This is a genomic window from Aureibaculum algae (genome assembly GCF_006065315.1).
Taxonomy (GTDB): Bacteria; Bacteroidota; Bacteroidia; order Flavobacteriales; family Flavobacteriaceae; genus Aureibaculum; species Aureibaculum algae.
In genome coordinates this window covers 4050518-4072966 of sequence record NZ_CP040749.1, presented here as the reverse complement: position 1 = coordinate 4072966, position 22449 = coordinate 4050518, and the positions used below count along the sequence as shown (strand labels likewise).

Here is a 22449-nt window from a genome sequence, read left to right as displayed (position 1 = left end):
AAAACTATTTGATATAAAAAAAAGAGTCAAACAAAAAATGCTTGACTCTCAATTACTTGAGTTAGATATTTTTAAATTTAAACTGCTCTGCTTCTAGTTTTAGGCTAAAAAAAGTGCAATTTTATCCATTCATGGATATTAAAAATTCTTCATTGTCTTTAGTATACTTAATTTTTTCGCTAATAAACTCCATTGCTTCAATAGGGTTCATATCTGCTAAATATTTACGCATTACCCACATACGTTGTACTGTTTTAGCATCAAGTAACAAGTCATCTCTACGTGTACTAGATTTAACTAAATCAACAGCAGGGTAAATTCTACGATTAGCAATATTTCTATCTAATTGTAGCTCCATATTACCAGTCCCTTTAAATTCTTCAAAGATAACTTCATCCATTTTAGAACCGGTATCAGTTAATGCAGTTGCAATGATGGTTAAAGAACCTCCATTTTCAATTTTACGTGCTGCACCAAAAAAGCGTTTTGGTTTGTGTAAAGCATTTGCATCAATACCACCAGATAATATTTTACCAGAAGCGGGAGCAACTGTATTGTAGGCTCTGGCTAAACGTGTAATTGAATCTAATAACACAACTACGTCATGTCCACATTCTACTAGTCTTTTTGCTTTATCTAATACAATATTAGCAACCTTTACATGTTTTTCAGCAGGTTCGTCAAAAGTAGAAGCAACAACTTCTCCTTTAACGTTACGTTGCATATCTGTAACCTCTTCAGGTCTTTCATCAATCAATAAAACAATTTGATATACTTCAGGATGATTAGCAGCAATTGCATTGGCTATATCCTTTAATAACATTGTTTTACCTGTTTTAGGCTGAGATACAATCATACCTCTTTGTCCTTTACCTATTGGCGAAAATAAATCAATTATTCTCGTTGATGTTGAACTTCCCTTTTCGGCTAAGTTAAATTTTTCGTTTGGAAACAATGGTGTTAAGTGCTCAAAAGCTACTCTGTCTCTAACAATACTTGGATCTAAACCATTAATTAATGATACTCTAATTAATGGGAAATATTTTTCACCTTCTTTTGGAGGGCGAACAATTCCTCTAACAGTATCACCTGTTTTTAGTCCAAATAATTTTATTTGAGATTGAGATACATATATATCATCAGGAGATGATAGATAGTTATAATCAGATGAACGTAAAAATCCGTAACCATCTTGCATTATTTCTAATACACCTTCACTTTCAATGATGCCGTCAAATTCAAAGTCAGGATCTCTATATTTCCCCTGTCTTCTATTTGCACCTGGTTGTGGCTTGTTTTGTTTATTTGTATTTCTTGGATTGGGCCCGTTTTGATTATGCTCCTTACGGGGCGGTCTAGGATTTTTTGAAGTATTTTCCTTAGGTTTATTATCTGTAACAGGTTTGTTATCTGCAACAACACCTTCTTTCTCAACTTTCTTACGTGGAGCAGGTTTTGGTGTTGGTTTGCTAGGCTTTTCCGTTTTTTCAACTGTAGGCTCAACTATAGGTTCAGCCGTTTTAACGTTTTCAACTACCTTTTCTTCATTTGATATAGGTGTGATAGGAACAGGCTTTCCAATTCGCTTGCGTGGTGCTTTGTTTACCGGTTTGCGTTCTTTTTTAGGCTCTGAAGGTACTGGTTTAGTCGCCTGAACATCTAAAATTTGATAAACTAAATCTAGTTTTTTTAGTTGCTTGTATTTTGGTACGCCAATTTTTTCGGCAATTTCTTGTAATTCTGGTAATTTTTTCTCTTTTAAAGATTCTATTTCAAACATTGAATAATAATGTGATTTAATTAATATAAGGAGGGCTTCCTATAACTGAGAGTTGTAAAATAAATTGTATGATATAATTTAATTTTTAATATTGTAAAAAGAAGAAAATCTACAATACACGATAATTGTGATGCAATTATACAAATTAAATTTAATATATAAGTTTATTTCTTAAAAACTTTAACTTAAGTTTGCAAAGTTATTTTAATTAAAAAACATGATTCAACGTATTCAATCATTGTATTTACTTCTGGCTGCTATTTGTTCAGTAGTACTAATACAAATGTTTTATTTATGGAGTAATGAGTCGGGGGCATCTTTTTATGCTTTAGACCTATTTCAAGAAAGTGAGTTTACATTAAAAGTAATACCAGTGTTATTTGTTATATCTGGAGTTATGAGTATTGTAAGCGTTTTTATGTTTAAACAAAGAAAAAATCAGTTTGTTATTAATCGTTTTAACATTCTAGTAAACTTTATTTTATTAGGCATATTGATTTATCATCTACTAACATTATCTGGAGAAAGTCAAGTTTCTGAGAAGGGTATTGGGGCGTTTTTACCTATTGTAGTTGTTGTTTTGCTAGCCATTGCAAACAGAGCTATCAAAAAGGATGAAGACCTTGTAAAATCTGTGGATCGATTGCGATAGACCTAACATCTTAGTTATATTGTGCGAAAGCTTATCGGAGACGATAAGCTTTTTTTTATGCAAAAAAAAACAGCCACGTCAGAAGAGGTGGCTGTAATTGTAGGGAGTATTTCGTTGTCGCTAAACACTTATATATAATAAATACTCCTTGAAATAAGGGGAGAAAAGAAAGGGGAGAAAGGAGAGTAGTTACACCACTTTCCAATTATAATAGGAGTTTTCTTTTCTCTGTTGCTAATATAGTAATTAATTGTAATGATTGTATAATTGGATATTTTTTTTTATCCTCATCTTAATGTCTTGATATTTAGTTTGTTAAAATATAATTTTTAAGATTATCAACAAATTTGAGCTTATTTATTAACATTTTTTTGTTATATTACTATAGTAAAACGTCAAATTTTAGTTTTTAAATTAAAAACTAGTGGTTTCTGGGTAGTTTTTAAATTACCTAGTATCGTTAGTTTTAAAATTAATAAGAAGTTTGATAGATTCCAAAGAAATTGGAAAAAAATTAATTAATAACTTTAAAATCCCCTAACATGAGAAAATTAGTACTCGCATTGAGTGCCGTTTTGGTATTAGCATCATTTACCAATAGCACTAAAAAAACAACTATTTTAAAAGATATTGACGGTACATTATTACAGTCATATCCAGTAATTGAAACATTAGATGGTAAATATGAAATTACCTTTACAGTAAATGCCAACATTATTGTAACTTCTAATGTTAATGAAAATCAAACACATATCAACCTAATCGAAAATGGGTTTTCGAATAAGGTTGTTACACACACTATTTCTTTTGAAACTTCTAGTGTTGATTTTAATAGCTTTTTTGAAAGTACTTTTGATGTAGCTTCTCTCGAAGATGATGTGGCTTATAGCCGTATTAAGAGAGGAAAGCCAAAAAAATTAATGGAATAATTTTTCAATTATTTGTAATTTAAATCCGAAGTTTTTACTTCGGATTTTTTTTTAACATAATATCGCATTTACCACACAATATTATAGTTTTTATTTAGTTTATATTGTAATAATAAATCTTATGTCTAAGTATGGTTAATGATGATTTAAAAGAATTTTTAAACGATAAAATTACCGTTCATATTGCTGATGATCATCAAATCTTAATTGATGGTGTTATGGCAGTACTTGGCTTAGAACGTGATGTTGATGTTGTTGGTTATTCTTTAAATGGAGAACAAGTTATAGAATGGTTTGAAGAAAATTCAGCAGATATACTTATATTGGATATTAATATGCCAATATTAGATGGTTTGGAAGTACTCAAGAAGTTTCAAACCATGGATGATGTTCCTAAAATAATTATATTATCAAGTTATGATGATATAAAACTTATTAAAGAGGTGCTGGGCATGGGGGCGATGGGGTTTGTACCTAAAAAATCAGCCGGGGAGCATATTGTAAAAGCAATTAGAAAGGTAAGCCAAGGAGAGCAATATTTTAGTGATGAAGTAAAAGAGAAAATGATGAAAACTCTTATGGGTAAACCAATGCACAAAACGGATAATCCTGAAGGAGTATTAATAAACTCATTAACGAGAAGGGAATATCAAATTTTAAAACTTATTGCCCAACAATATACTACAAGAGAAATTGGCGATGCCCTAGGTATAAGTGAAAGTACTGTGGAGACACATCGTAAAAACTTGATTAAGAAAATTAATGTAAAGAATACGGTCGGCTTGGCTATTTTTGCCATGAAGAATGAAATAGTATAACTTTATAGCTACTTTTGCCTAACTAAGCTTAATAATAATGTTACATTTTCCACTTAAAAAGAGTACATTTAAAATTGTGCCTTTCTTCTTTTTTATGTTAAGTGGATTTTGGTTTTATGCACAAACTGACTCTTTAGAAAAGGAGATCGAAAAAAATCTACAAAGTAAAGAATACGAACTCGTATTGAGTAATATTGAAAAGTTAGAAAGTAATCCATATTATCTTAGATCAAGAAAAAATAATTTAAATCTATTAAAAGCAAAGTTTTATTATAATACAAATCAGCATGAAGAAGCTGTAAATTTATTATTGAAAGGACATTCTGAATTGTCAGGTGATTCAAGTCAAGATCCGCTATATTTAAAATATATAAAGTATTTAGGGAAAATATTTAACGAGGCTCAAAATTTTAATAAGTCAAATGATTATTATAAAGAAGTGTTGGAAAAGTCTTTATTATTAAATGACACTATAGAGATATTAGATGCTTATTTAGCACTTGGAAAAAATTATTATAATAAAGAGGAAAACGATAGTGCGGTTATACATTTCAAAAAAATGTTGAATTATCCTATTACGCCTAAAACTGAAAATTTTATTTCTTTTAGTTACAACAATTTAGGTATTATTGCTAGCGAAACAAGCTTAGAAGAGGCTGAAGATTTTTATGGAAAATCATTCGCCATCAAAGAAAAACAAAAAGATACGGTAGGATTGGCTACTGCAATTATGAATTTGGGTGGCATTTATTATGAAAAACAACAATTTATAAAAGCCAATGATAATTATTATAAAGCATATGAATCTGTAAAGGACTTAAATTCAGAAAAGGCTGTAAAAGTCAAAGAATATGCACTTTATAATTTGGCGTATGCAAATGAGGAATTAGGTAATTTTAAGAAGGCATACCGTTATTTAGAAGAAGCGACAGACTTAACTAGTAGTATTAATGAAGTGAATGTTGCTGAAAACATTTCGGAAATTGAAGCTAAATATAATGCTGCAAAACAGGCTCAAAAAATTGAAGAAGAAAAATCTTTACGTTTAAGAGCTCAATTTCTATTTTATGGTTCTGCCTTGGCATTATTGGCCTTTATAATATTAGCGTATATATATTATAGAAATTACAGATTAAAACAAAAAAGTAAAATAGAACAACTAGAAAACGAAACTCAGGCCAGAATAATTAATGCTACCATAGACGCCAAAGAAAAAGAAAGAAAAACAATTGCTGAAATTCTTCACAACAGTGTTAGTGCATTACTATCATCAGCAAATTTGCATTTACAAGCTACAAAGTCTCAATTAAAAGCAAATGCTCCTCAAGAAATTTCAAAGGCACAAAGTATTGTAAAGGAAGCCTCTGTTAAAATTAGAGATTTATCTCATGAATTGATATCATCTGTACTCTTAAAATTTGGACTGGCTTTTGCCGTCCATGATATTTGTCAAAAATACTCTAATTCTGAAATTACCTTGCGTAGTGACGATAGAGGATTAACGAGATATGATCAAGATTTTGAGATAAAAATTTATAGTATAATTGAAGAATTAATTAATAATATTTTAAAACATAGTAATGCTTCAAACGCAACTATTATGTTAGTACAGCGAGAAGATAATATGCTTAGTGTTCGATTAAGTGATGATGGTATTGGCTTTGATGTTAAAACGATAAAGAATAAAAACGGATTAGGTTTAAGCCATATAAATGCCAGAATAAAAGCAATGAATGGTATTTTTAATATTGTGTCTTCAGCAGGTAAAGGTACCAGTATTTTTATTTTGGTACCTATTCAAAATAAACTTGAGGGATTAAAATGAGCTAATTTAAACTCTTTTACTTAATTCAATAACTTCTAGATTTTCAATTTTTGAATTATCAATACTAAATCGCAACATAGTTCTTACTTTATGAAAACCATGTTTACCAGCTGCACCAGGGTTAAAGTGTAAAAGATTTAATTTTTTATCATTCATTACTTTTAATATGTGAGAATGACCGGATATAAAAATTCTTGGTGGATTGTTTTGAATTTCCTCTTTAATTCTAGCATCATATCTATTAGGGTATCCACCAATATGTGTTATCCATACATCTACATTTTCAATAGTAAATCTATTGTTCAATGGAAATTCTTTCCTAATATCCGTGTTATCAATATTACCATAAACAGCTCTAAGTGGTTTTATTTTCTTTATAGTATCACTCACTGTTAAGTCTCCAATATCACCAGCATGCCAAACTTCATCAGCTAGTTTTACATATTTTAATATTTGATCATCAATATAGCCATGCGTGTCGGAAAGTAAAAGAATTTTTTTCAAGATTGTTTTTTAGAATTTAATAGCTTGTTATTTAAAATTTGGAATACCTATCTTTGCTTTTTTAGCAAAAATAAGATTTCTTGAGGTATTTTATTGAACTTTCATATAATGGTAAAAACTATCATGGTTGGCAGGTGCAACCAAACGCAATTACTGTACAAGAAATTGTAAAAAAGGCTCTCACAACTATATTGAGAGTTGATATTGATCTTGTTGGGGCAGGTCGTACAGATGCAGGCGTGCATGCATTGCAATTATATGCACATTTTGATGTTGATACTGCATTTGAGGAAGAACATTTAGCAAACAAGATAAATGCGTTTTTACCAGAAGATATTGTAGTTGATAAGATTTTTTTGGTGAATGATAATGCTCATGCAAGATTTGATGCTACTAGCAGGAGCTATGAGTATAGAATATGGTTGGGTAGAAACCCGTTTTTAATTGATACAACGTGGCAGTTGTATCAAAAAGTACTTGATGTAAATAAAATGAATGAAGCAGCAAGTATTCTTAAGGATTATACTAATTTTAAATGCTTCTCTAAATCGAAAACTGATGTTAGAACCTATAATTGTGTAGTTTCAGATGCGAAATGGTTACAAAAAGGCAACGAATTGACTTTTTATATAACTGCAGATCGGTTTTTAAGGAATATGGTTAGAGCAATTGTAGGTACTTTAATTGAAGTGGGATCAAATAAAAAATCAATTGAAGACTTTGTTGAAATCCTAAATAGTAGAGATAGGCGAAATGCAGGATTTTCAGCTCCACCACAAGCCTTATTTTTGTCTGAAGTTAAATACCCTAAATCTATAGTAAATAAATTATAATAAATGAGCGAAAAAGTAACAGGTAATGCTTTTGATTTTAAGATATTTAGACGGTTAATGTCGTACGCGAAAGCGTATCGATCTCAATTTGTTTTGTCTACAGTTGCTGTACTTTTGTTAGCGGGACTTGCCGCTGCAAGACCAATTTTGTTACAATGGATAGTAGATGAGTATATCCTAGGGAATAATGCTAGACTATTATTGGTTTTTAGTTTAGTAATGTTAGGTGTTGTTTTTCTTGAAGTCATTTTTCAATTCCTATTTATATATTATACCAACTGGTTAGGACAAAATATTATAAAAGATATTCGAACAAAGCTTTTCGAAAAAGTCTTAAAGTTTAAAATGCAATATTTCAATAAGACTCCTGTAGGAAAATTGGTAACTCGAGTGGTTTCAGATATTGAGACCATAGCAAGTATATTTGGTCAAGGGTTGTTTGCTATTATCAGTGATTTATTACAAATGCTTGTTATCATCATCATAATGATGGTGATGAATTGGCGATTGGGATTAATTGTAGTGGCTGTTTTACCTATAATGGTTTATGCTACCAAATTATTTCAAATAAAAATTAAGGGCACTTTTCAGGACGTAAGAAATCAAGTCTCTAATCTAAATAGTTTTGTACAAGAAAGGATTTCAGGAATGAAGATTGTGCAGCTTTTTACACGTGAAAAAGTTGAACATGATAAGTTCTTAGCTATTAATGATAAACATAAAAAAGCCCATATTAGAACCGTTTGGTATTATTCTATTTTCTTTCCTGTTGTTGAGATTTTATCTTCAATAACATTGGCTGTAATTGTATGGTATGGAGGCCTGACGGCGGCTGTTGAAGGGGCAACTTCATTTGGTGTCATTACCAGTTTTATTTATATGACCAATATGCTTTTTAGACCCTTGCGTCAAATTGCTGATAAATTTAATACCCTGCAAATGGGTATGGTTGCGGCGGAGAGAGTGTTTGTAGTGTTAGACGAAGATGCTGCTGAAGTAGATACTGGTACACTTGAAATTGAGCACTTTAAAGGCAATATTAAATTTGACAATGTTTACTTTAGATACTTGAAGGATGAACCTGTACTACGAGGAATTTCATTTGAAGTAAAACAAGGGGAAACAGTTGCTGTAGTGGGTGCAACAGGTGCAGGAAAATCTACAATTATTAATTTACTAAGTCGATTCTATAGAATAAACTCGGGTTCAATTACGATTGACGGTATCGATATTAATCAGATAAAACTTGAATCGTTACGAAACCAAATTAGTGTAGTGTTGCAAGACGTTTTTTTGTTTTCAGACTCTATTTTAAATAATATTACCTTAAATAATAAGGATATTGGTTTGGAGGAAGTTACCGAAGCTGCAAAGGTTATAGGTATCCACGATTTTATTATGACACTTCCAGATAACTATAATTATAATGTGAAAGAAAGAGGAGGAATGCTCTCTGTTGGGCAACGGCAGCTCATCGCTTTTTTAAGAGCTTATGTTAGTAAACCTGCAATTTTAGTTTTGGACGAAGCAACTTCTTCTATTGATGCTCAGTCAGAAAGGTTAATACAAAAGGCTACGAATACAATTACTCAAAATAGAACTTCAATAATAATTGCCCACCGATTGGCTACAATTAAAAAAGCTGATAAAATTATTGTAATGGAAAAAGGGAAAATAGTAGAGCAAGGTACACATGCAGAACTTCTAAAGCAAAAAGGGTATTACAGTAAGTTGTACGAAATTCAATTTGAAACTGCTCAAGCGAGTTAATTGCTAAAAATACATATAACTAAGAAGTAGAAGAGATGGTATTGAAAATAGAATTTACTGGCTTTTTTTCATATCTCACAAGGCTATGAAATTCTACTGACTAATCTAAGTCTTCTTTAATTAAATCTTTCAAACTATTAATATCGTTATATAGGATAAACTCACCATCTTTTATATATGATATTTGTCCCGTTTCTTCAGAAACGGCTAAAGCTAATGCATCTGAACGCATTGTGATACCAAGTGCTGCCCTGTGTCTTAATCCAAAACGAGCGGGAATTATAATGTCTTTTTCAACAGGAAGAATTACTCTTGTGGCTGTAATAAAATTGTCTTCAATTATTAGTGCACCATCATGAAGTGGACTGTTTTTGTAAAAAATACTGGTCAATAAAGCTTTGTTGATTTCTGCATTCATTTTATCGCCAGTTTGTTTTACTAAATCTAAATTATTATTGCGTTGAATAATAATTAAAGCCCCCGTTTTTGTACTTGCCATTTCTTCGCATGCGTCAATTATACTATCGACATCTGTGGAAATGAAATCATCATTTTTACGCATATTCGAGAGCAGTTTAAACCGTTTTAGAAATCCTTTTTTTGTTGTAAAATTGGTAGAGCCAACCATTAATAAGAACTTTCTAATTTCTTGTTGAAAAACAATAATTAAAGCAATAAACCCACCACCCAAAAATTTGCCTAAAATATCACTCAACAATTCCATTTTTAAGGCGACGGTTAATTTCCAAATCAAATAGACAATGGCAATACCCAAAAATATGTTTATTGCTGCAGTTCCTCTAATAAGTTTGTAAACATAATAGAGTAAAATGGCAACTAAAGCGATATCTAAAATATCTAAAAAACTAAAGTCTAAAAATTTGAATGCGTCCAAAAAATAAGGTTTTGGTAAATGTAGTAAAAAGATTAAAAGCATAGAAAGATTTAATATCAAAAATTTAAATGTTTCAATTCTTATTTTATGATTTTACTTATGCTCTTCTTAATCTATTTTTCAGGGGCTTGCTCTGTTATTAATTGTGGGTATTTAGCTTTTATAAACTGTATTTTTTCTGACAATTCTTTATTGCCTTTGTTATTTTTTAATTCAGTTTCTAACTGGCTTAAGGATTTGTTATAAAGAGATTGAGATAAATCATTTCTTAATTGTGCGTAAGCACTTAAAATTTCGTTTTGAACAGATATATAAGTCGTATATGATGCGTTTCTTTTGGATTGAAAACTAATCATTGCCTTTTCGGGATGGTCAGATGAGGTTACATCTTTTTTACCATTGCACCATGTACATTTATCACCCTTATTATTTGTTCCCGCTCCATTATCTATAAAGTCTACGACAGCCTGTTTTAGATTTTCAATTTTCATAACGTGATCACCTTCAATTAAAATTTCATCATTAGCATTGATGTTAATTTCTAATACATTTTTTTCGTTTAAAGTTATTTCTGGAGGGGTGATTTGCTTTTCAGGTAGTCGTTTATAAATTCCAATATCACTATCCATTGTAGTAGTTACTAAAAAGAAAATTAATAATAAAAATGCAATGTCTGCCATTGATCCGGCATTAACTTCAGGAGTGTTTCTTTCGCTCATAATTGTAGTATTAAAGGTTAAAATATTAACTTTATTACATAATTATCTTAAGACTTTAACATAATCACATAATCTTTTTACAAGGAAAGGTTAACAAAATATTAACAAAAATTATGCCGAAGTTCAATCTGAGGTTCAATCTTATTTTTTGAGCTTTTTTACAATCTTTACGGCCTCTATCGCTTCTTTCACATCGTGTACTCTCAAAATGGAACTACCGTGAAGTAAGGCAATAGTGTTTGCTACCGTAGTCGCGTTTAACGCTTCTTTAGGCGTTGTTTCTAATACGTTGTAAAGCATGGATTTTCTAGAAACTCCTGTTAGTAAAGGGGTGTCTAAATTGCTAAACAGGTCTAGGTTGTTTAATAATTCGTAATTCTGCTCAAGTGTTTTTCCAAAACCAAAACCTACATCAATTAATACATCATTTACTCCGAGTCTTCTTAATGTGTTCAATTTTTGAGAAAAGTAAAAGATAATATCTTGAGTAATATCATTATAAGTTGGATTTACCTGCATGGTTTTAGGTGTTCCTTGCATATGCATTATAATATAAGGCACTTGCAGATTTGCTACTGTTGCAAACATATTTAAGTCTAAATTGCCTGCGGAAATATCATTTATCATACAAGCACCAGCTTCAACAGCTTTTTTAACGATTGTACTTCTAAAGGTGTCAATAGAAATTAAAATATCAGGATAGTTGTTTACTAGTAATTCAATTACAGGAATAACTCTTTTTAATTCTTCATTTTCACTAACGTCATTCGCATTGGGTTTAGAAGAATAACCACCCACATCAATAAAAGTAGCACCCTCGTTTAGCATTTTTTCTACTTTATTAAGAATGTCTTCATCGTTTTTTAAATTACCTCCATCAAAAAATGAGTCTGGTGTTAAATTTAAAATTCCCATTACCCTTGGGGTTGATAAATCGATAAGTTTACCGCTACAGTTTATATTCATTTACTAGAGTTATTAGATTTTACCACTTTGTTAATCACCTTAGTCATTTTTGGTGCTATATAATTATCCATCAATTGTATTAACTCATCTACATGTTCACTTACCAAAAGCATATTTTTATTTTCCTGTTTTAAAAAGCCTTCTTTCACCATTACATTTAATTGTTGTAGCGTATGATCGAAATATCCATTGGTATTCAAAATTCCGATAGGTTTGTTTTCAATACCTAATTGTCCTAATGTGAGTACTTCAAAAATCTCGTCTAGAGTGCCAAAACCACCTGCTAATGCAATGTAACCATCGACCAATTGGCTAATTTTAACTTTGCGTTTAGACATTTTTTTTGTAAAAATCATTTTTGTAATGGATGCATGTGCAACTTCTTCATGTCTGAATAAATGTGGAATGACACCAATAACTTCACCTTTATTTTCCATTATTGTATCGGCAATAACACCCATCATTCCAATTTTCCCACCACCATAGACCAAACCAATATTATTTTTAGACATATGAAGACCTAGTTTTTTCGCCTCATTAGCATATATGGCATTGTGTCCAATACTTGATCCACAAAATACTGCAATTCTTTTCATTGTTTATGTTTGTTCAAAGGTACTAAATTATAAATTTTGAAAAATTAATAGGAGCTACTTAATATCCATGTTCTTTTGTAACTTATTAAGTCATTGTTATAGAATTTAAATAGAATTTGATAAATTCGCTACTTATAAAGAATTAAACTATAACATGCACCAAACTTCAGAACAATACAATGCTGTAATTGCCATATGTCGAGAGCTTTTTATGAATAAAATGAAAGATTATGGAAGGTCATGGCGAATTTTACGCTTACCATCTTTAACGGATCAAATATTTATTAAGGCTCAACGAATTCGAAATTTACAAGAAAATGAAGTTAAAAAGGTTGATGAAGGTGAGAAGCCAGAATTTATAGGTATTATTAATTATTGTATTATGGCGTTGATACAACTGGAAAAAGGTGTGGCCGATCAGCCAGATTTGTCTGATAAAGAGACGGAAGAGTTGTATGATAAGCATGTTGCGATCACCAAGAACTTAATGGAAAACAAAAATCACGATTATGGTGAAGCCTGGCGAGATATGCGTGTAAGTTCTTTAACAGATTTAATTTTACAAAAATTATTACGAGTTAAATCGATAGAAAATAACAAGGGTGAATTGTTGGTCTCTGAAGGTTTAGATGCGAATTATCAAGACATGATTAATTACGCAGTTTTTGCATTGATTTTAATGAATGAATAGCCATATAAAATGAAATTTTTAACACATATTGCCAGATTATTAGTAGCAGCTACATTTATCTTTTCCGGATTTGTAAAGTTGATAGATCCATTGGGTTCAGCATATAAGTTTCAAGATTATTTTGCTGCTGATGTGTTAAATTTAGAGTTTTTAAGTCCTTTTGCACTGCCTTTTTCTATACTGCTAATTCTTGCAGAAATAATGTTAGGTGTTACGTTGTTAATTGGCTTTAAACCCAAAACTACAGTTTGGAGTTTACTGCTGCTCACTTTAGTGTTTTTATTTTTAACATGGTATTCGGCCTATTACGATAAAGTAACTGATTGTGGTTGTTTTGGTGACGCTGTGAAATTAACACCTTGGGAAACTTTTTATAAGAATATAATTCTTATTGGACTAATTTTTGTACTGTTATTTACTCTTAAAAATATAAAACCAATATTTGGAAAAAATGTGGTTAAATGGATTTCTTTTGCTGCATTTATGGTGTTTTTATACATTGTTTATTATGTACTGACCCATTTACCATTAATTGATTTTAGACCTTATGCGATTGGTAAAAATATACCAGAAGGCATGGTAATACCAGAAGGTGCAAAACCTGATGTTTATGAAGATACCTGGATTTATAAAGTTAATGGTGAAGATAAAGAATATACTACAGCCGAAAAACCTTGGGAAATTGAAGGAGCCACCTTCGTGGATAGAAAAACGGTTTTAATAGAAAAAGGGTATGAAGTTCCAATTCATGATTTTTCCATGGAACGGGATGGTGTCGATTTTACAGAATTTTTGATGCAAAAAGAAAAGTTGGTATTAATTGTAATGCACAATCTAAGTAAAACGGAAACCTCTTTATTACCAAAAATAAAAGAATTTTCAACCAAAGCATTACAAGAAGGTTATGATGTTTATGCCATGTCTTCAAATAAAGAGGCTGATTTTTTAAAACTTAAAAAGGAATATGATTTAGATTTTGATGCTTTGTTTTGTGATGATATTACGCTGAAAACAATGATACGTGCCAACCCAGGAATAATTACCTTAAATAAAGGGACTATAACTGGAAAATGGAATGCCAATGATGCCGATAAGGTTGAACTATAAATGGATTTTACTTTTTGAAACGAGAATTGGTAGTACTGAAAGATCAGAATTTTATTTAAAATAGATTATTAAAAAATGAAGCAACTAATACTAGTTTTTATTGGGGGAGGTTTTGGAAGTGTTGCTCGTTTCTTAGTGGCTAAATATTTTAATAGTGCTTCAAGTGGAATCCCTTATGGTACATTTTTGGCCAATGTTTTAGGTAGTCTGCTCATTGGATTAATTCTCGGATTAGCGGCTAAAAATGATACGTTAACACAAAACCAAACGTTGCTATTGGCTACAGGTTTTTGCGGAGGTTTTACTACTTTTTCTACATTTGCTTACGAAAATCATGTCTTTTTGAAGGCAGGTGATTTTGCTAGCTTTTTTGCTTATGCTATTGGTAGTGTTGCTCTTGGTTTTGGAGCTGTTTTTTTAGGAATGTATTTGGTTAAATCCTAATAATTGTCTTTTACAAATTGCCAATTTTATAAAATTCATAAAAATTGAAATATTCTGCAATCAATTACGTTTGACTTTCTACATTCGTAATTTTATAGATATGCAAAAGTATTTTCTGGTTCTAATTTTAATGATGGCAACGATTATTTCATGTGATGAAATAGATAACCTTACTAAGTTTACAATGGACTATGACTCATCAATGACAATTCCTTCTTCAACAGGTATAAATTTACCTTTTGTTTTAAATACGCCACAAATGGAAACAAATTCAGAATCTGAGTTTGAGTCTAACAATACACATAAAGATTTAATTGAAGACATTCGTTTAAGAGTATTAGATTTAACATTAGTTTCTCCTGATAATGAGGATTTTAGTTTTTTAGAATCAATTAAAATTTATATTGTCGCAGAGGGTCTTCAGGAATTAGAAATTGCTTTTAACGAAGATGTTTCTGAAACTATAGGTAAAACTCTCGAACTACAAACGGTTGATGTAGATATTCAAGAGTATATTAAAAAAGATAAGTTCTCATTGAAAGTTCAAGCGGTCACCGATGAAGTTTTAACTTCAGATCATCAAATTGATATTCATTCAGAATTTTTTGTTGATGCTAAAATTTTAGGAATATAATATTGTATTTTTTTTAGGAATGCTCTTCGAGTGGTATAATATTTGATGCCTTTGTTGAAACCGTTTATCCTATGAAATACGTGTATCTTATTCTTACTTTGTTATTTGTTACTTCATGTATTCCTTTACGCATTGCTCCAACTATAAAAGATTATAAGTTAACTACAGGTAAAAAATTTAAACGACAATTGCCAAAGGATAATGCATTTGTTTTTGAAGATCCCAAAGAGGCCAATGAGTTTTATAATTTTATCAATACTAAGTATTCATTAAATCATCAAACTGTTGAATATAATGTGCCGATAAATGTTGACGGAGAAGAATTTTTTCTTTCTTTTTATGAAACTGAAATTTCTGATAAATCAATTAATCTCATACCGTTTTTTGCAAATGCGGCATTGGAAAATAAAGGTATTAGTCCCGTTTTTAATGATCCTCAAGTAAAACGTCAAGGAAATTGGTATCTTGCTCTTTTCGTATATGATGCTGATATGAAAGATTGTTTGAACTCTAATTATCCTGATAGGATAGCCATATTGAACCATTTAAAGGCTATAAAAAAAGAATATTTGAACACCAATAATTACTTGGAGGCTATGATGAAAATGAAATAGCTCTTATAATTATTTAAAAGGTAATTTCTTTAAATCAACATTGCCACCAGAGAGAATTACACCAACTTTTTTATTTGTAAATTCAGCTTTTGAATTGAGAACTGCAGCTAAAGCCACAGCACTTGAAGGTTCCACAATAATCTTCATGCGTTCCCAAATAAGCCGCATCGCAGATACAATTTCTTCTTCCGAAACACGAATTATTTTTTCAACGTGGTTGTTAATTAAGTTGAATGTGATATCACCCAATGAGGTTTTTAGTCCATCAGCAATGGTATCAGTAGCGGTATTCTGTTCTATCTTTCCGCTTTCCATAGATCTATAAGCATCATCAACAGCAAAAGGTTCTGCTCCAATAACTTTACAGTTGTTGCCAAAGGCAATTGCACTTAAAGCGGTTCCTGAAATCAAACCGCCTCCACCTACTGGGGCAATTATTAAATCTAGATCAGTATGTTTTTCAAGTAATTCTTTTCCTGCGGAAGCATTGCCAAGTATGACATTGAAATCATTAAAGGGATGGATAAAAGTGGCCCCTTTTTCTTGTTGAATTTTAGTTGCAGTGGTTTCTCTAGCTTCCAGCGTAGGTTCACATTCAGTAATTTCACCACCATAACCTCTAACGGCACTTTTTTTAACTTCTGGAGCATTGCTAGGCATAACGATATACGCTTTTACCCCTAAGTTTTTTGCAGCTAATGCTAAGGCTTGTGCAAAGTTACCGGACGAATGTGTAACTATACCTTTTTGTTTTTGTTCAGCTGTTAATTGTAAAATAGCATTGGTTGCACCTCGCATTTTAAAAGCACCCATTTTTTGAAAATTCTCACATTTAAAATACAAATTAGCCCCTGCCATTTTATCAATGGTCTTTGAGGTAATTACAGGAGTTTTATGTATATATGGAAAGATTCGGTTATAACTTTCTAAGATATCTTGTTTAATGTCCATTTTTATAATTTTTTACACCAGCTTTTATAGCAACTTCTAAATCATTTTCTTTTGGCGGAATAGGGCAGGAGTACTTTCCGTTATAGGCACAATAAGGATTGTACGCTTTATTAAAATCAATGACAATAGTAGTTCCTTCTGGAATTTCTAGGTCTAAAAAGCGTCCACCTCCATAGGTTTCTTCTCCGTTCGTTTTATCCCGAAAGGGAATGAATAAATGATTCTTATATTTTGGTTGTAGAATTAAATCTTGATTTTGATAAATTTGCAACGTTAATTTTTTACCATTTAAATTGAATTTTGCTACTCCATAGGTTTTATAAATAGGTAATCTATCTGTAGTGGTAGGCATTGAAAACGTCTTTGGATTTTTATCCAGTTCAAAAGTGGCTGTAACCTTGTAAGTTGAATCAATTGGGTAAAAGTCTAAGCTCTCAAATTTCACTCTATCTTCTTGCGTTAATGGAGATTCTATTGGGTCAGAAAATTCCATGTTTAATTCATTTTGATACCCTTTTATGGAAGCAATATAATCATCGAAAATCACCTTTTTTTGTGAGCAGGCTATAGATGAAATTACTAAAAGAACGAATACAATAAATCTTTGCATAAAAACTCAAATTTGAGGTAAATATAATGATTAAAAAAATATTTTGTAGCTTTGAACTATCATAAACAAAGAATAATGTATACCACTTTAAAATATGTCAAGTTTATTTGTTCAAGAACGAACAAGCTTGGGTATGTTATAAATTGATCGGTATAAAAAATCATATTATAAAAACCCGGCAATTTGCCGGGTTTTTTGTTTTTAGAAAAAATGAAACTACTAACTTATTTAAATAATAAAATTGTCCAACCCTATCTAGACACCTTTAATGGTTTGTCTAGAGAGGTGTGGTGGCTTGCTTTAATAACTTTTGTGAATAGAGCAGGTACGATGGTTATTCCATTTTTGTCATTGTATTTAACCAAACACATGGGGTTTACAGTAAGTAAAGTAGGCTGGGTTATGACAGCTTTTGGTTTGGGCTCTGTGGTCGGTTCATGGATAGGGGGCAAGCTAACCGATAAAATTGGGTATTATAAAGTAATGGTGTTTAGTTTAATAGGAACGGGCTTCCTATTTGTTGGTTTGCAATACCTAACGACATTTTATACCATCTGTATGGGTATATTTTTAGTAATGTTGGTCGCAGATACCTTTAGGCCAGCCATGTTTGTGGCTTTAAATGCTTACAGTAAAACAGAAAACAAAGCACGTTCCGTTACTTTAGTACGATTAGCTATTAATTTAGGATTTTCTGGAGGACCAGTTATTGGTGGTTTAATAATTACAGCAATTGGCTATGAATCACTTTTTTGGATTGATGGTATTACATGTTTATTAGCAGCAATGTTATTGGTGATGGTATTACGTCCAAAAAAAGCAAGAGTTTTGGATAATATTATTGTAGAAAATCCTAAATCAGTGTATAATGATAAGATATTCTTTATCTTTTTTGCTGCCATGGTATTGTTCGGTTTTGTATTCTTACAATACTTTTCTACCATGCCATTATATTATAAAGATATATATGAATTATCTGAATTCCATATTGGTCTATTGATGGGGTTTAATGGTTTTTTAATTTTTGTATTGGAAATGCCTTTGATTAAAAAACTAGAAGATAAGCAACTGAATATGGTCGGGTTGATGATTTTTGGAGCTGCCCTGATGGGAGCAAGTCTCTTTATTTTAAATTTAAATCATTGGATTGGAATAATAATAATGGGAATGGTTTTAATGACTGTGGGAGAAATGATACTTTTTCCATTTTCAAATGCATTTGTAATGCAACGAGCTAAAGGAGGGCGACAAGGTGAGTATATGGGGTTATATACCATATCATTTTCAATTGCTCATGTTTTTGGACATAATATGGGGATGCATTTTGTAGATTATTTAGGTTTTGACACTACTTGGTATATCATGACAGGCTTAACAATTTTGTGTTTACTGCTTTTATATTGGTTAAAAGTTGCTGTTGAAAAAGAACGATTGGAAAAAATAGAAAGTTATAAATAACAAATAAAATTAGAAGCAAAGAGGTCACTTATTCTTATAGTTTAGTAAGTGACCTTTTCTCTTTTAAAGTGTGAAATACGAGCGATTATTTACATATTTCTACGATATTCACCTCCAACTTCAAAAAGAGTATGCGTTATCTGGCCTAAAGAACAAACTTTAGTGGCTTCCATCAATTGCTCAAAAACATTACCATTTTTAATTGCCTTTTCTTGCAGTAATTTGAGTTGTTCCGAAGACTTTTCGCTATTACCTTCGATTAAATTATCAACCACTTCTATTTGATATTTCTTTTCATCTTCAGTAGCTCTAATCACTTCTTGAGGTAAGATAGTTGGTGAGCCTTTGCTGCTTAAAAATGTGTTAACTCCAATAATTGGGAAGTCTCCATTGTGTTTTAAAGTTTCGTAATACAAACTTTCTTCTTGAATTTTTGAGCGTTGATACATCGTTTCCATAGCTCCCAGAACACCACCTCTGTCAGTAATTCTATCAAATTCTGCATAGACTGCTTCTTCAACCAAATCGGTTAGCTCTTCTATAATAAATGCACCTTGAATTGGATTTTCGTTTTTCGTTAAACCTAATTCCTTATTGATAATTAACTGAATGGCCATGGCCCTACGTACCGACTCTTCTGTTGGTGTAGTAATGGCTTCGTCATAAGCGTTTGTATGTAAGCTGTTGCAATTATCATAAATTGCATACAAAGCTTGCAAGGTTGTTCTTATATCGTTAAAGTCAATTTCTTGAGCATGTAATGATCGCCCAGAAGTTTGAATATGATATTTAAGCATTTGTGCTCTAGGATTGGCACCATATTTTAACTTCATGGCCTTTGCCCAAATTTTACGAGCTACACGACCAATTACAGCGTACTCAGGGTCAATTCCGTTGGAGAAAAAGAAGGATAAATTGGGACCAAACTTATTGATGTCCATGCCTCTTGATAAGTAGTATTCTACATAGGTAAAGCCATTTGATAATGTAAAAGCCAATTGAGAAATCGGATTTGCTCCTGCCTCTGCAATATGATAACCTGATATAGAAACAGAATAAAAATTCCGAACTTTATTTTCAATAAAATACTCTTGTACATCGCCCATAAGACGCAGTGCAAATTCTGTCGAAAAAATGCATGTATTTTGGGCTTGATCTTCTTTTAAAATATCAGCTTGAACTGTACCACGAACTTTAGCGATAGTCTCCAATTTAATTTTTTGATAAATAGCATTGGGTAAAACATCATCACCAGAAACCCCAAGAAGCATTAATCCCAATCCGTTATTTCCTTTGGGAAGATCACCTTGATATTTTGGTCTTTTAACGCCTTTCTTATTGTAAATTGATTCAATTTTTTTCTCAATCTCCTCTTCTAAGCCTTCTGTTTTTATATATTTTTCACATTCTTGATCAATAGCAGCATTCATGAAAAATCCAAGTAACATTGGTGCTGGACCATTAATAGTCATAGAAACCGAAGTCATAGGGTTTGTTAATTCAAAACCTGAATACAATTTTTTAGCATCATCTAAACAGCAAATAGAAACACCAGCATTACCAATTTTACCATAAATATCAGGACGTAAGTTAGGGTCATTACCATACAAAGTAACAGAGTCAAAAGCAGTTGATAAACGTTTTGCATCCATGTCTAAACTCACATAATGAAAACGTCTATTGGTTCGTTCTGGTCCACCTTCGCCTGCAAACATTCTTGTAGGGTCTTCACCAGTGCGTTTAAATGGATATATTCCTGAAGTATACGGAAAATCTCCAGGTACATTTTCTTGCAGGCTCCACAATAAAACATCTCCCCAAGCTTCATATTTTGGTAAAGAAATTTTAGGTATTTGTAAATGTGATAAAGACTCAGAATGTGTTTCAATTTTTATTTCTCTGTCACGAACCTTAAACGAATAAATAGGGTTTTTATAGGCTTGTTTTTTATCTTCCCAGGCTAAAATTGTTTCCCAATTTTGAGGACTCAATTCTTTTTTAGTACGAGAAAATTCTTTTAAAAGGAGTTTTAGAAATTCTGATGACGAATCTAATTGGTTATCGTTGTCATTCCTAGCAAAGCGAAGAATCTCTTCATCGTTAGCTCCACTCTCATTAAAGAAATTCTTTACCCAATTAGCAGAATCAATATTTAGAACCGAGCATATTGTCATATAAACTCCATACAATTTTTGAGCTATACCTTTTTGATCAATACTTGTCTGATTATAATTGCGATTGGTATCGGTTATTTCAGAAAGATATCGTGTTCTGTTTGGAGGAATTATAAATTGCTTTTCTGACATTTCATCAGTGATCTGAAATGAGCTATTAAAATCAATTGGAGTTTTGTTGTTAAGTTTGTCAATAATAACACGGTATAAAGAGTTTGTGCCAGGATCGTTAAATTGTGAAGCAATGGTTCCGAAAACAGGCATGTCGTCTGGATTTTCTTCCCAAAGATTATGATTACGTTGGTATTGTTTTTTAACATCGCGTAGAGCATCTAAAGCACCACGTTTATCAAACTTATTAAGAGCAATAACGTCAGCATAATCAATCATATCAATCTTTTCGAGCTGTGTGGCTGCACCATATTCTGGTGTCATTACATATAGAGAAAAATCGGAATGTTCAATTATTTCTGTACCTGACTGTCCGATACCAGAAGTTTCTAAAATGATGAGGTCAAAATCTGCAGCCTTTAAAACATCAATGGCATCTACAACATTTTTTGAAAGAGATAAATTAGACTGTCTAGTTGCTAAGGAACGCATATAAACACGGTCGTTTTTTATAGAATTCATTCGTATTCTATCTCCCAATAATGCTCCCCCTGTTTTTCTTTTAGATGGATCTACAGAAATTATCGCTAAGGTTTTATCTTCAAAATCAGCTAAAAACCGTCGTACTAGTTCATCTACCAATGATGATTTTCCAGCACCACCAGTTCCCGTAATTCCTAATACAGGAGTCTTTGCTTGTTCAGGTATATTTGAAGAAAAATCTTCATAAATTTTTTTATAAGTCTCGTAGTCATTTTCTGCTAGTGTAATTAATCTAGCAATAGTGTTTACGTCTTTGCTTTTAAGTAACTTTAGAACATTGTTTTGATCAGGTAATGTTAGGACTGCGTTGTCACATAGTTCTACCATATTATTAATCATACCTTGCAGCCCCATTTTTCTACCATCGTCTGGCGTATAAATTCTGGTAATTCCATAATCCATTAAATCCTTAATTTCTTCAGGTAAAATTACACCCCCGCCCCCGCCGAATATTTTTATTTGTGGTGCGTTTTTCTCTTGTAAGAGATCATACATGTATTTGAAATACTCATTGTGTCCACCTTGATAGGAGGTCATCGCAATAGCATTTGCATCTTCTTGAATAGCGGTGTTTACTACTTCTTCTACACTTCTATCATGGCCCAAGTGAATTACTTCAACACCTGTGGCTTGAATAATTCTTCGCATTATATTAATGGAGGCATCATGCCCATCAAAAAGCGAAGCTGCAGTTACAATTCTAATTTTATTTTTAGGAATATATGACTCTATAGTTTTCATTTACAATCTTTAATTTTGCAAACGCAATTTACAATTTATTTGATTGAAAAATAAGGAGTAATATAGCAAGTAGAAATAGAAACG

Annotated in this window: 21 protein-coding genes; 12 read left to right on the top strand and 9 right to left on the bottom strand. The window is 31.5% G+C overall.

The window, feature by feature from the left end:
* Nucleotides 1-121 precede the first annotated feature (121 nt).
* Entirely contained in the window at nucleotides 122-1780 is a 1659-nt protein-coding gene (gene rho / locus FF125_RS17325; RefSeq protein WP_138950956.1) for a transcription termination factor Rho, read from the bottom strand.
* Between the two features lie 217 nt (nucleotides 1781-1997).
* Between rho and FF125_RS17320 the strand changes: the two genes are divergently transcribed.
* The 4 genes from FF125_RS17320 to FF125_RS17305 all read left to right on the top strand — a co-directional run bounded on the left by FF125_RS17320 (nucleotide 1998) and on the right by FF125_RS17305 (nucleotide 6004).
* Entirely contained in the window at nucleotides 1998-2432 is a 435-nt protein-coding gene (locus FF125_RS17320) for a DUF4293 domain-containing protein (protein ID WP_138950955.1), read from the top strand.
* Nucleotides 2433-2974: 542 nt separating this feature from the next.
* Complete coding sequence (locus tag FF125_RS17315; RefSeq protein WP_138950954.1) at nucleotides 2975-3361, top strand: hypothetical protein; 387 nt, start codon at nucleotides 2975-2977, stop codon at nucleotides 3359-3361.
* Nucleotides 3362-3492: 131 nt separating this feature from the next.
* Nucleotides 3493-4179 carry a response regulator gene (locus tag FF125_RS17310; RefSeq protein ID WP_117879440.1) on the top strand — a complete coding sequence of 229 codons (687 nt, stop codon included), beginning with the start codon at nucleotides 3493-3495 and terminating at the stop codon, nucleotides 4177-4179.
* 37 nt (nucleotides 4180-4216) lie between these two features.
* The gene (locus FF125_RS17305; protein ID WP_138950953.1) at nucleotides 4217-6004 is read left to right on the top strand and encodes a tetratricopeptide repeat-containing sensor histidine kinase; all 1788 of its coding nucleotides are present in this window, start codon (nucleotides 4217-4219) and stop codon (nucleotides 6002-6004) included.
* 6 nt (nucleotides 6005-6010) lie between these two features.
* Here FF125_RS17305 and FF125_RS17300 read toward each other — a convergent pair whose 3' ends face one another.
* On the bottom strand, nucleotides 6011-6508 hold the full coding sequence (locus FF125_RS17300) for a metallophosphoesterase family protein (protein ID WP_138950952.1): 498 nt from the start codon (nucleotides 6506-6508) through the stop codon (nucleotides 6011-6013).
* A gap of 80 nt (nucleotides 6509-6588) precedes the next feature.
* On the opposite strand from FF125_RS17300, the gene truA reads away from it, so the two are divergent.
* Together truA and FF125_RS17290 are read left to right on the top strand one after the other, a co-directional pair.
* Nucleotides 6589-7341: a tRNA pseudouridine(38-40) synthase TruA gene (truA, locus tag FF125_RS17295; protein WP_138950951.1), complete on the top strand. Its 753-nt coding sequence runs from the start codon at nucleotides 6589-6591 to the stop codon at nucleotides 7339-7341.
* Nucleotides 7342-7344: 3 nt separating this feature from the next.
* Nucleotides 7345-9111, top strand: coding sequence for an ABC transporter ATP-binding protein (locus tag FF125_RS17290; protein WP_138950950.1), 1767 nt, complete (start codon nucleotides 7345-7347; stop codon nucleotides 9109-9111).
* Between the two features lie 100 nt (nucleotides 9112-9211).
* Here FF125_RS17290 and FF125_RS17285 read toward each other — a convergent pair whose 3' ends face one another.
* The 4 genes from FF125_RS17285 to FF125_RS17270 all read right to left on the bottom strand — a co-directional run bounded on the left by FF125_RS17285 (nucleotide 9212) and on the right by FF125_RS17270 (nucleotide 12287).
* Entirely contained in the window at nucleotides 9212-10006 is a 795-nt protein-coding gene (locus FF125_RS17285) for a diadenylate cyclase (protein ID WP_250629610.1), read from the bottom strand.
* Nucleotides 10007-10119: 113 nt separating this feature from the next.
* Nucleotides 10120-10725 (bottom strand): ExbD/TolR family protein, encoded by a 606-nt coding sequence (locus FF125_RS17280; RefSeq protein ID WP_138950948.1) that lies wholly within the window; start codon nucleotides 10723-10725, stop codon nucleotides 10120-10122.
* A 141-nt stretch (nucleotides 10726-10866) separates the two neighbouring features.
* Complete coding sequence (gene folP / locus FF125_RS17275) at nucleotides 10867-11691, bottom strand: dihydropteroate synthase (RefSeq protein WP_138950947.1); 825 nt, start codon at nucleotides 11689-11691, stop codon at nucleotides 10867-10869.
* A complete protein-coding gene (locus tag FF125_RS17270; RefSeq protein ID WP_138950946.1) occupies nucleotides 11688-12287 on the bottom strand; it encodes an LOG family protein in 600 nt (199 codons plus the stop codon). Before FF125_RS17270 ends, folP begins: the two co-directional genes overlap by 4 nt.
* Nucleotides 12288-12441: 154 nt before the next feature.
* Here FF125_RS17270 and FF125_RS17265 point away from each other — a divergent pair, with 154 nt between their 5' ends.
* From FF125_RS17265 to FF125_RS17245, 5 genes are all read left to right on the top strand, one after another.
* A complete protein-coding gene (locus tag FF125_RS17265; protein WP_138950945.1) occupies nucleotides 12442-12978 on the top strand; it encodes a DUF1599 domain-containing protein in 537 nt (178 codons plus the stop codon).
* 9 nt (nucleotides 12979-12987) lie between these two features.
* Nucleotides 12988-14085: a BT_3928 family protein gene (locus tag FF125_RS17260; protein ID WP_138950944.1), complete on the top strand. Its 1098-nt coding sequence runs from the start codon at nucleotides 12988-12990 to the stop codon at nucleotides 14083-14085.
* A gap of 75 nt (nucleotides 14086-14160) precedes the next feature.
* Nucleotides 14161-14529 (top strand): fluoride efflux transporter CrcB, encoded by a 369-nt coding sequence (gene crcB, locus FF125_RS17255; RefSeq protein WP_138950943.1) that lies wholly within the window; start codon nucleotides 14161-14163, stop codon nucleotides 14527-14529.
* Between the two features lie 100 nt (nucleotides 14530-14629).
* A complete protein-coding gene (locus tag FF125_RS17250) occupies nucleotides 14630-15163 on the top strand; it encodes a hypothetical protein (RefSeq protein ID WP_138950942.1) in 534 nt (177 codons plus the stop codon).
* A 71-nt stretch (nucleotides 15164-15234) separates the two neighbouring features.
* Nucleotides 15235-15777 (top strand): hypothetical protein, encoded by a 543-nt coding sequence (locus tag FF125_RS17245; RefSeq protein ID WP_138950941.1) that lies wholly within the window; start codon nucleotides 15235-15237, stop codon nucleotides 15775-15777.
* A 9-nt stretch (nucleotides 15778-15786) separates the two neighbouring features.
* Here the strand turns inward: FF125_RS17245 and FF125_RS17240 are convergent, their stop codons facing one another.
* A complete protein-coding gene (locus FF125_RS17240; RefSeq protein WP_175418951.1) occupies nucleotides 15787-16728 on the bottom strand; it encodes a pyridoxal-phosphate dependent enzyme in 942 nt (313 codons plus the stop codon).
* Nucleotides 16718-17338 carry a DUF1684 domain-containing protein gene (locus tag FF125_RS17235; protein WP_138950940.1) on the bottom strand — a complete coding sequence of 207 codons (621 nt, stop codon included), beginning with the start codon at nucleotides 17336-17338 and terminating at the stop codon, nucleotides 16718-16720. Before FF125_RS17235 ends, FF125_RS17240 begins: the two co-directional genes overlap by 11 nt.
* A gap of 210 nt (nucleotides 17339-17548) precedes the next feature.
* Between FF125_RS17235 and FF125_RS17230 the strand changes: the two genes are divergently transcribed.
* Nucleotides 17549-18796, top strand: coding sequence for an MDR family MFS transporter (locus tag FF125_RS17230; RefSeq protein ID WP_138950939.1), 1248 nt, complete (start codon nucleotides 17549-17551; stop codon nucleotides 18794-18796).
* A gap of 89 nt (nucleotides 18797-18885) precedes the next feature.
* Here FF125_RS17230 and FF125_RS17225 read toward each other — a convergent pair whose 3' ends face one another.
* Complete coding sequence (locus FF125_RS17225) at nucleotides 18886-22365, bottom strand: methylmalonyl-CoA mutase family protein (protein ID WP_138950938.1); 3480 nt, start codon at nucleotides 22363-22365, stop codon at nucleotides 18886-18888.
* Nucleotides 22366-22449 lie beyond the last annotated feature (84 nt).

Bases quoted from the DNA above. Each gene is read 5' to 3' on its own strand.
- rho (WP_138950956.1), bottom strand. From the start codon at position 1,780: ATGTTTGAAATAGAATCTTTAAAAGAGAAAAAATTACCAGAATTACAA.
- FF125_RS17320 (WP_138950955.1), top strand. From the start codon at position 1,998: ATGATTCAACGTATTCAATCATTGTATTTACTTCTGGCTGCTATTTGT.
- FF125_RS17315 (WP_138950954.1), top strand. From the start codon at position 2,975: ATGAGAAAATTAGTACTCGCATTGAGTGCCGTTTTGGTATTAGCATCA.
- FF125_RS17310 (WP_117879440.1), top strand. From the start codon at position 3,493: ATGGTTAATGATGATTTAAAAGAATTTTTAAACGATAAAATTACCGTT.
- FF125_RS17305 (WP_138950953.1), top strand. From the start codon at position 4,217: ATGTTACATTTTCCACTTAAAAAGAGTACATTTAAAATTGTGCCTTTC.
- FF125_RS17290 (WP_138950950.1), top strand. From the start codon at position 7,345: ATGAGCGAAAAAGTAACAGGTAATGCTTTTGATTTTAAGATATTTAGA.
- FF125_RS17280 (WP_138950948.1), bottom strand. From the start codon at position 10,725: ATGAGCGAAAGAAACACTCCTGAAGTTAATGCCGGATCAATGGCAGAC.
- folP (WP_138950947.1), bottom strand. From the start codon at position 11,691: ATGAATATAAACTGTAGCGGTAAACTTATCGATTTATCAACCCCAAGG.
- FF125_RS17270 (WP_138950946.1), bottom strand. From the start codon at position 12,287: ATGAAAAGAATTGCAGTATTTTGTGGATCAAGTATTGGACACAATGCC.
- FF125_RS17265 (WP_138950945.1), top strand. From the start codon at position 12,442: ATGCACCAAACTTCAGAACAATACAATGCTGTAATTGCCATATGTCGA.
- FF125_RS17260 (WP_138950944.1), top strand. From the start codon at position 12,988: ATGAAATTTTTAACACATATTGCCAGATTATTAGTAGCAGCTACATTT.
- crcB (WP_138950943.1), top strand. From the start codon at position 14,161: ATGAAGCAACTAATACTAGTTTTTATTGGGGGAGGTTTTGGAAGTGTT.
- FF125_RS17250 (WP_138950942.1), top strand. From the start codon at position 14,630: ATGCAAAAGTATTTTCTGGTTCTAATTTTAATGATGGCAACGATTATT.
- FF125_RS17245 (WP_138950941.1), top strand. From the start codon at position 15,235: ATGAAATACGTGTATCTTATTCTTACTTTGTTATTTGTTACTTCATGT.
- FF125_RS17240 (WP_175418951.1), bottom strand. From the start codon at position 16,728: ATGGACATTAAACAAGATATCTTAGAAAGTTATAACCGAATCTTTCCA.
- FF125_RS17235 (WP_138950940.1), bottom strand. From the start codon at position 17,338: ATGCAAAGATTTATTGTATTCGTTCTTTTAGTAATTTCATCTATAGCC.
- FF125_RS17230 (WP_138950939.1), top strand. From the start codon at position 17,549: ATGAAACTACTAACTTATTTAAATAATAAAATTGTCCAACCCTATCTA.
- FF125_RS17225 (WP_138950938.1), bottom strand. From the start codon at position 22,365: ATGAAAACTATAGAGTCATATATTCCTAAAAATAAAATTAGAATTGTA.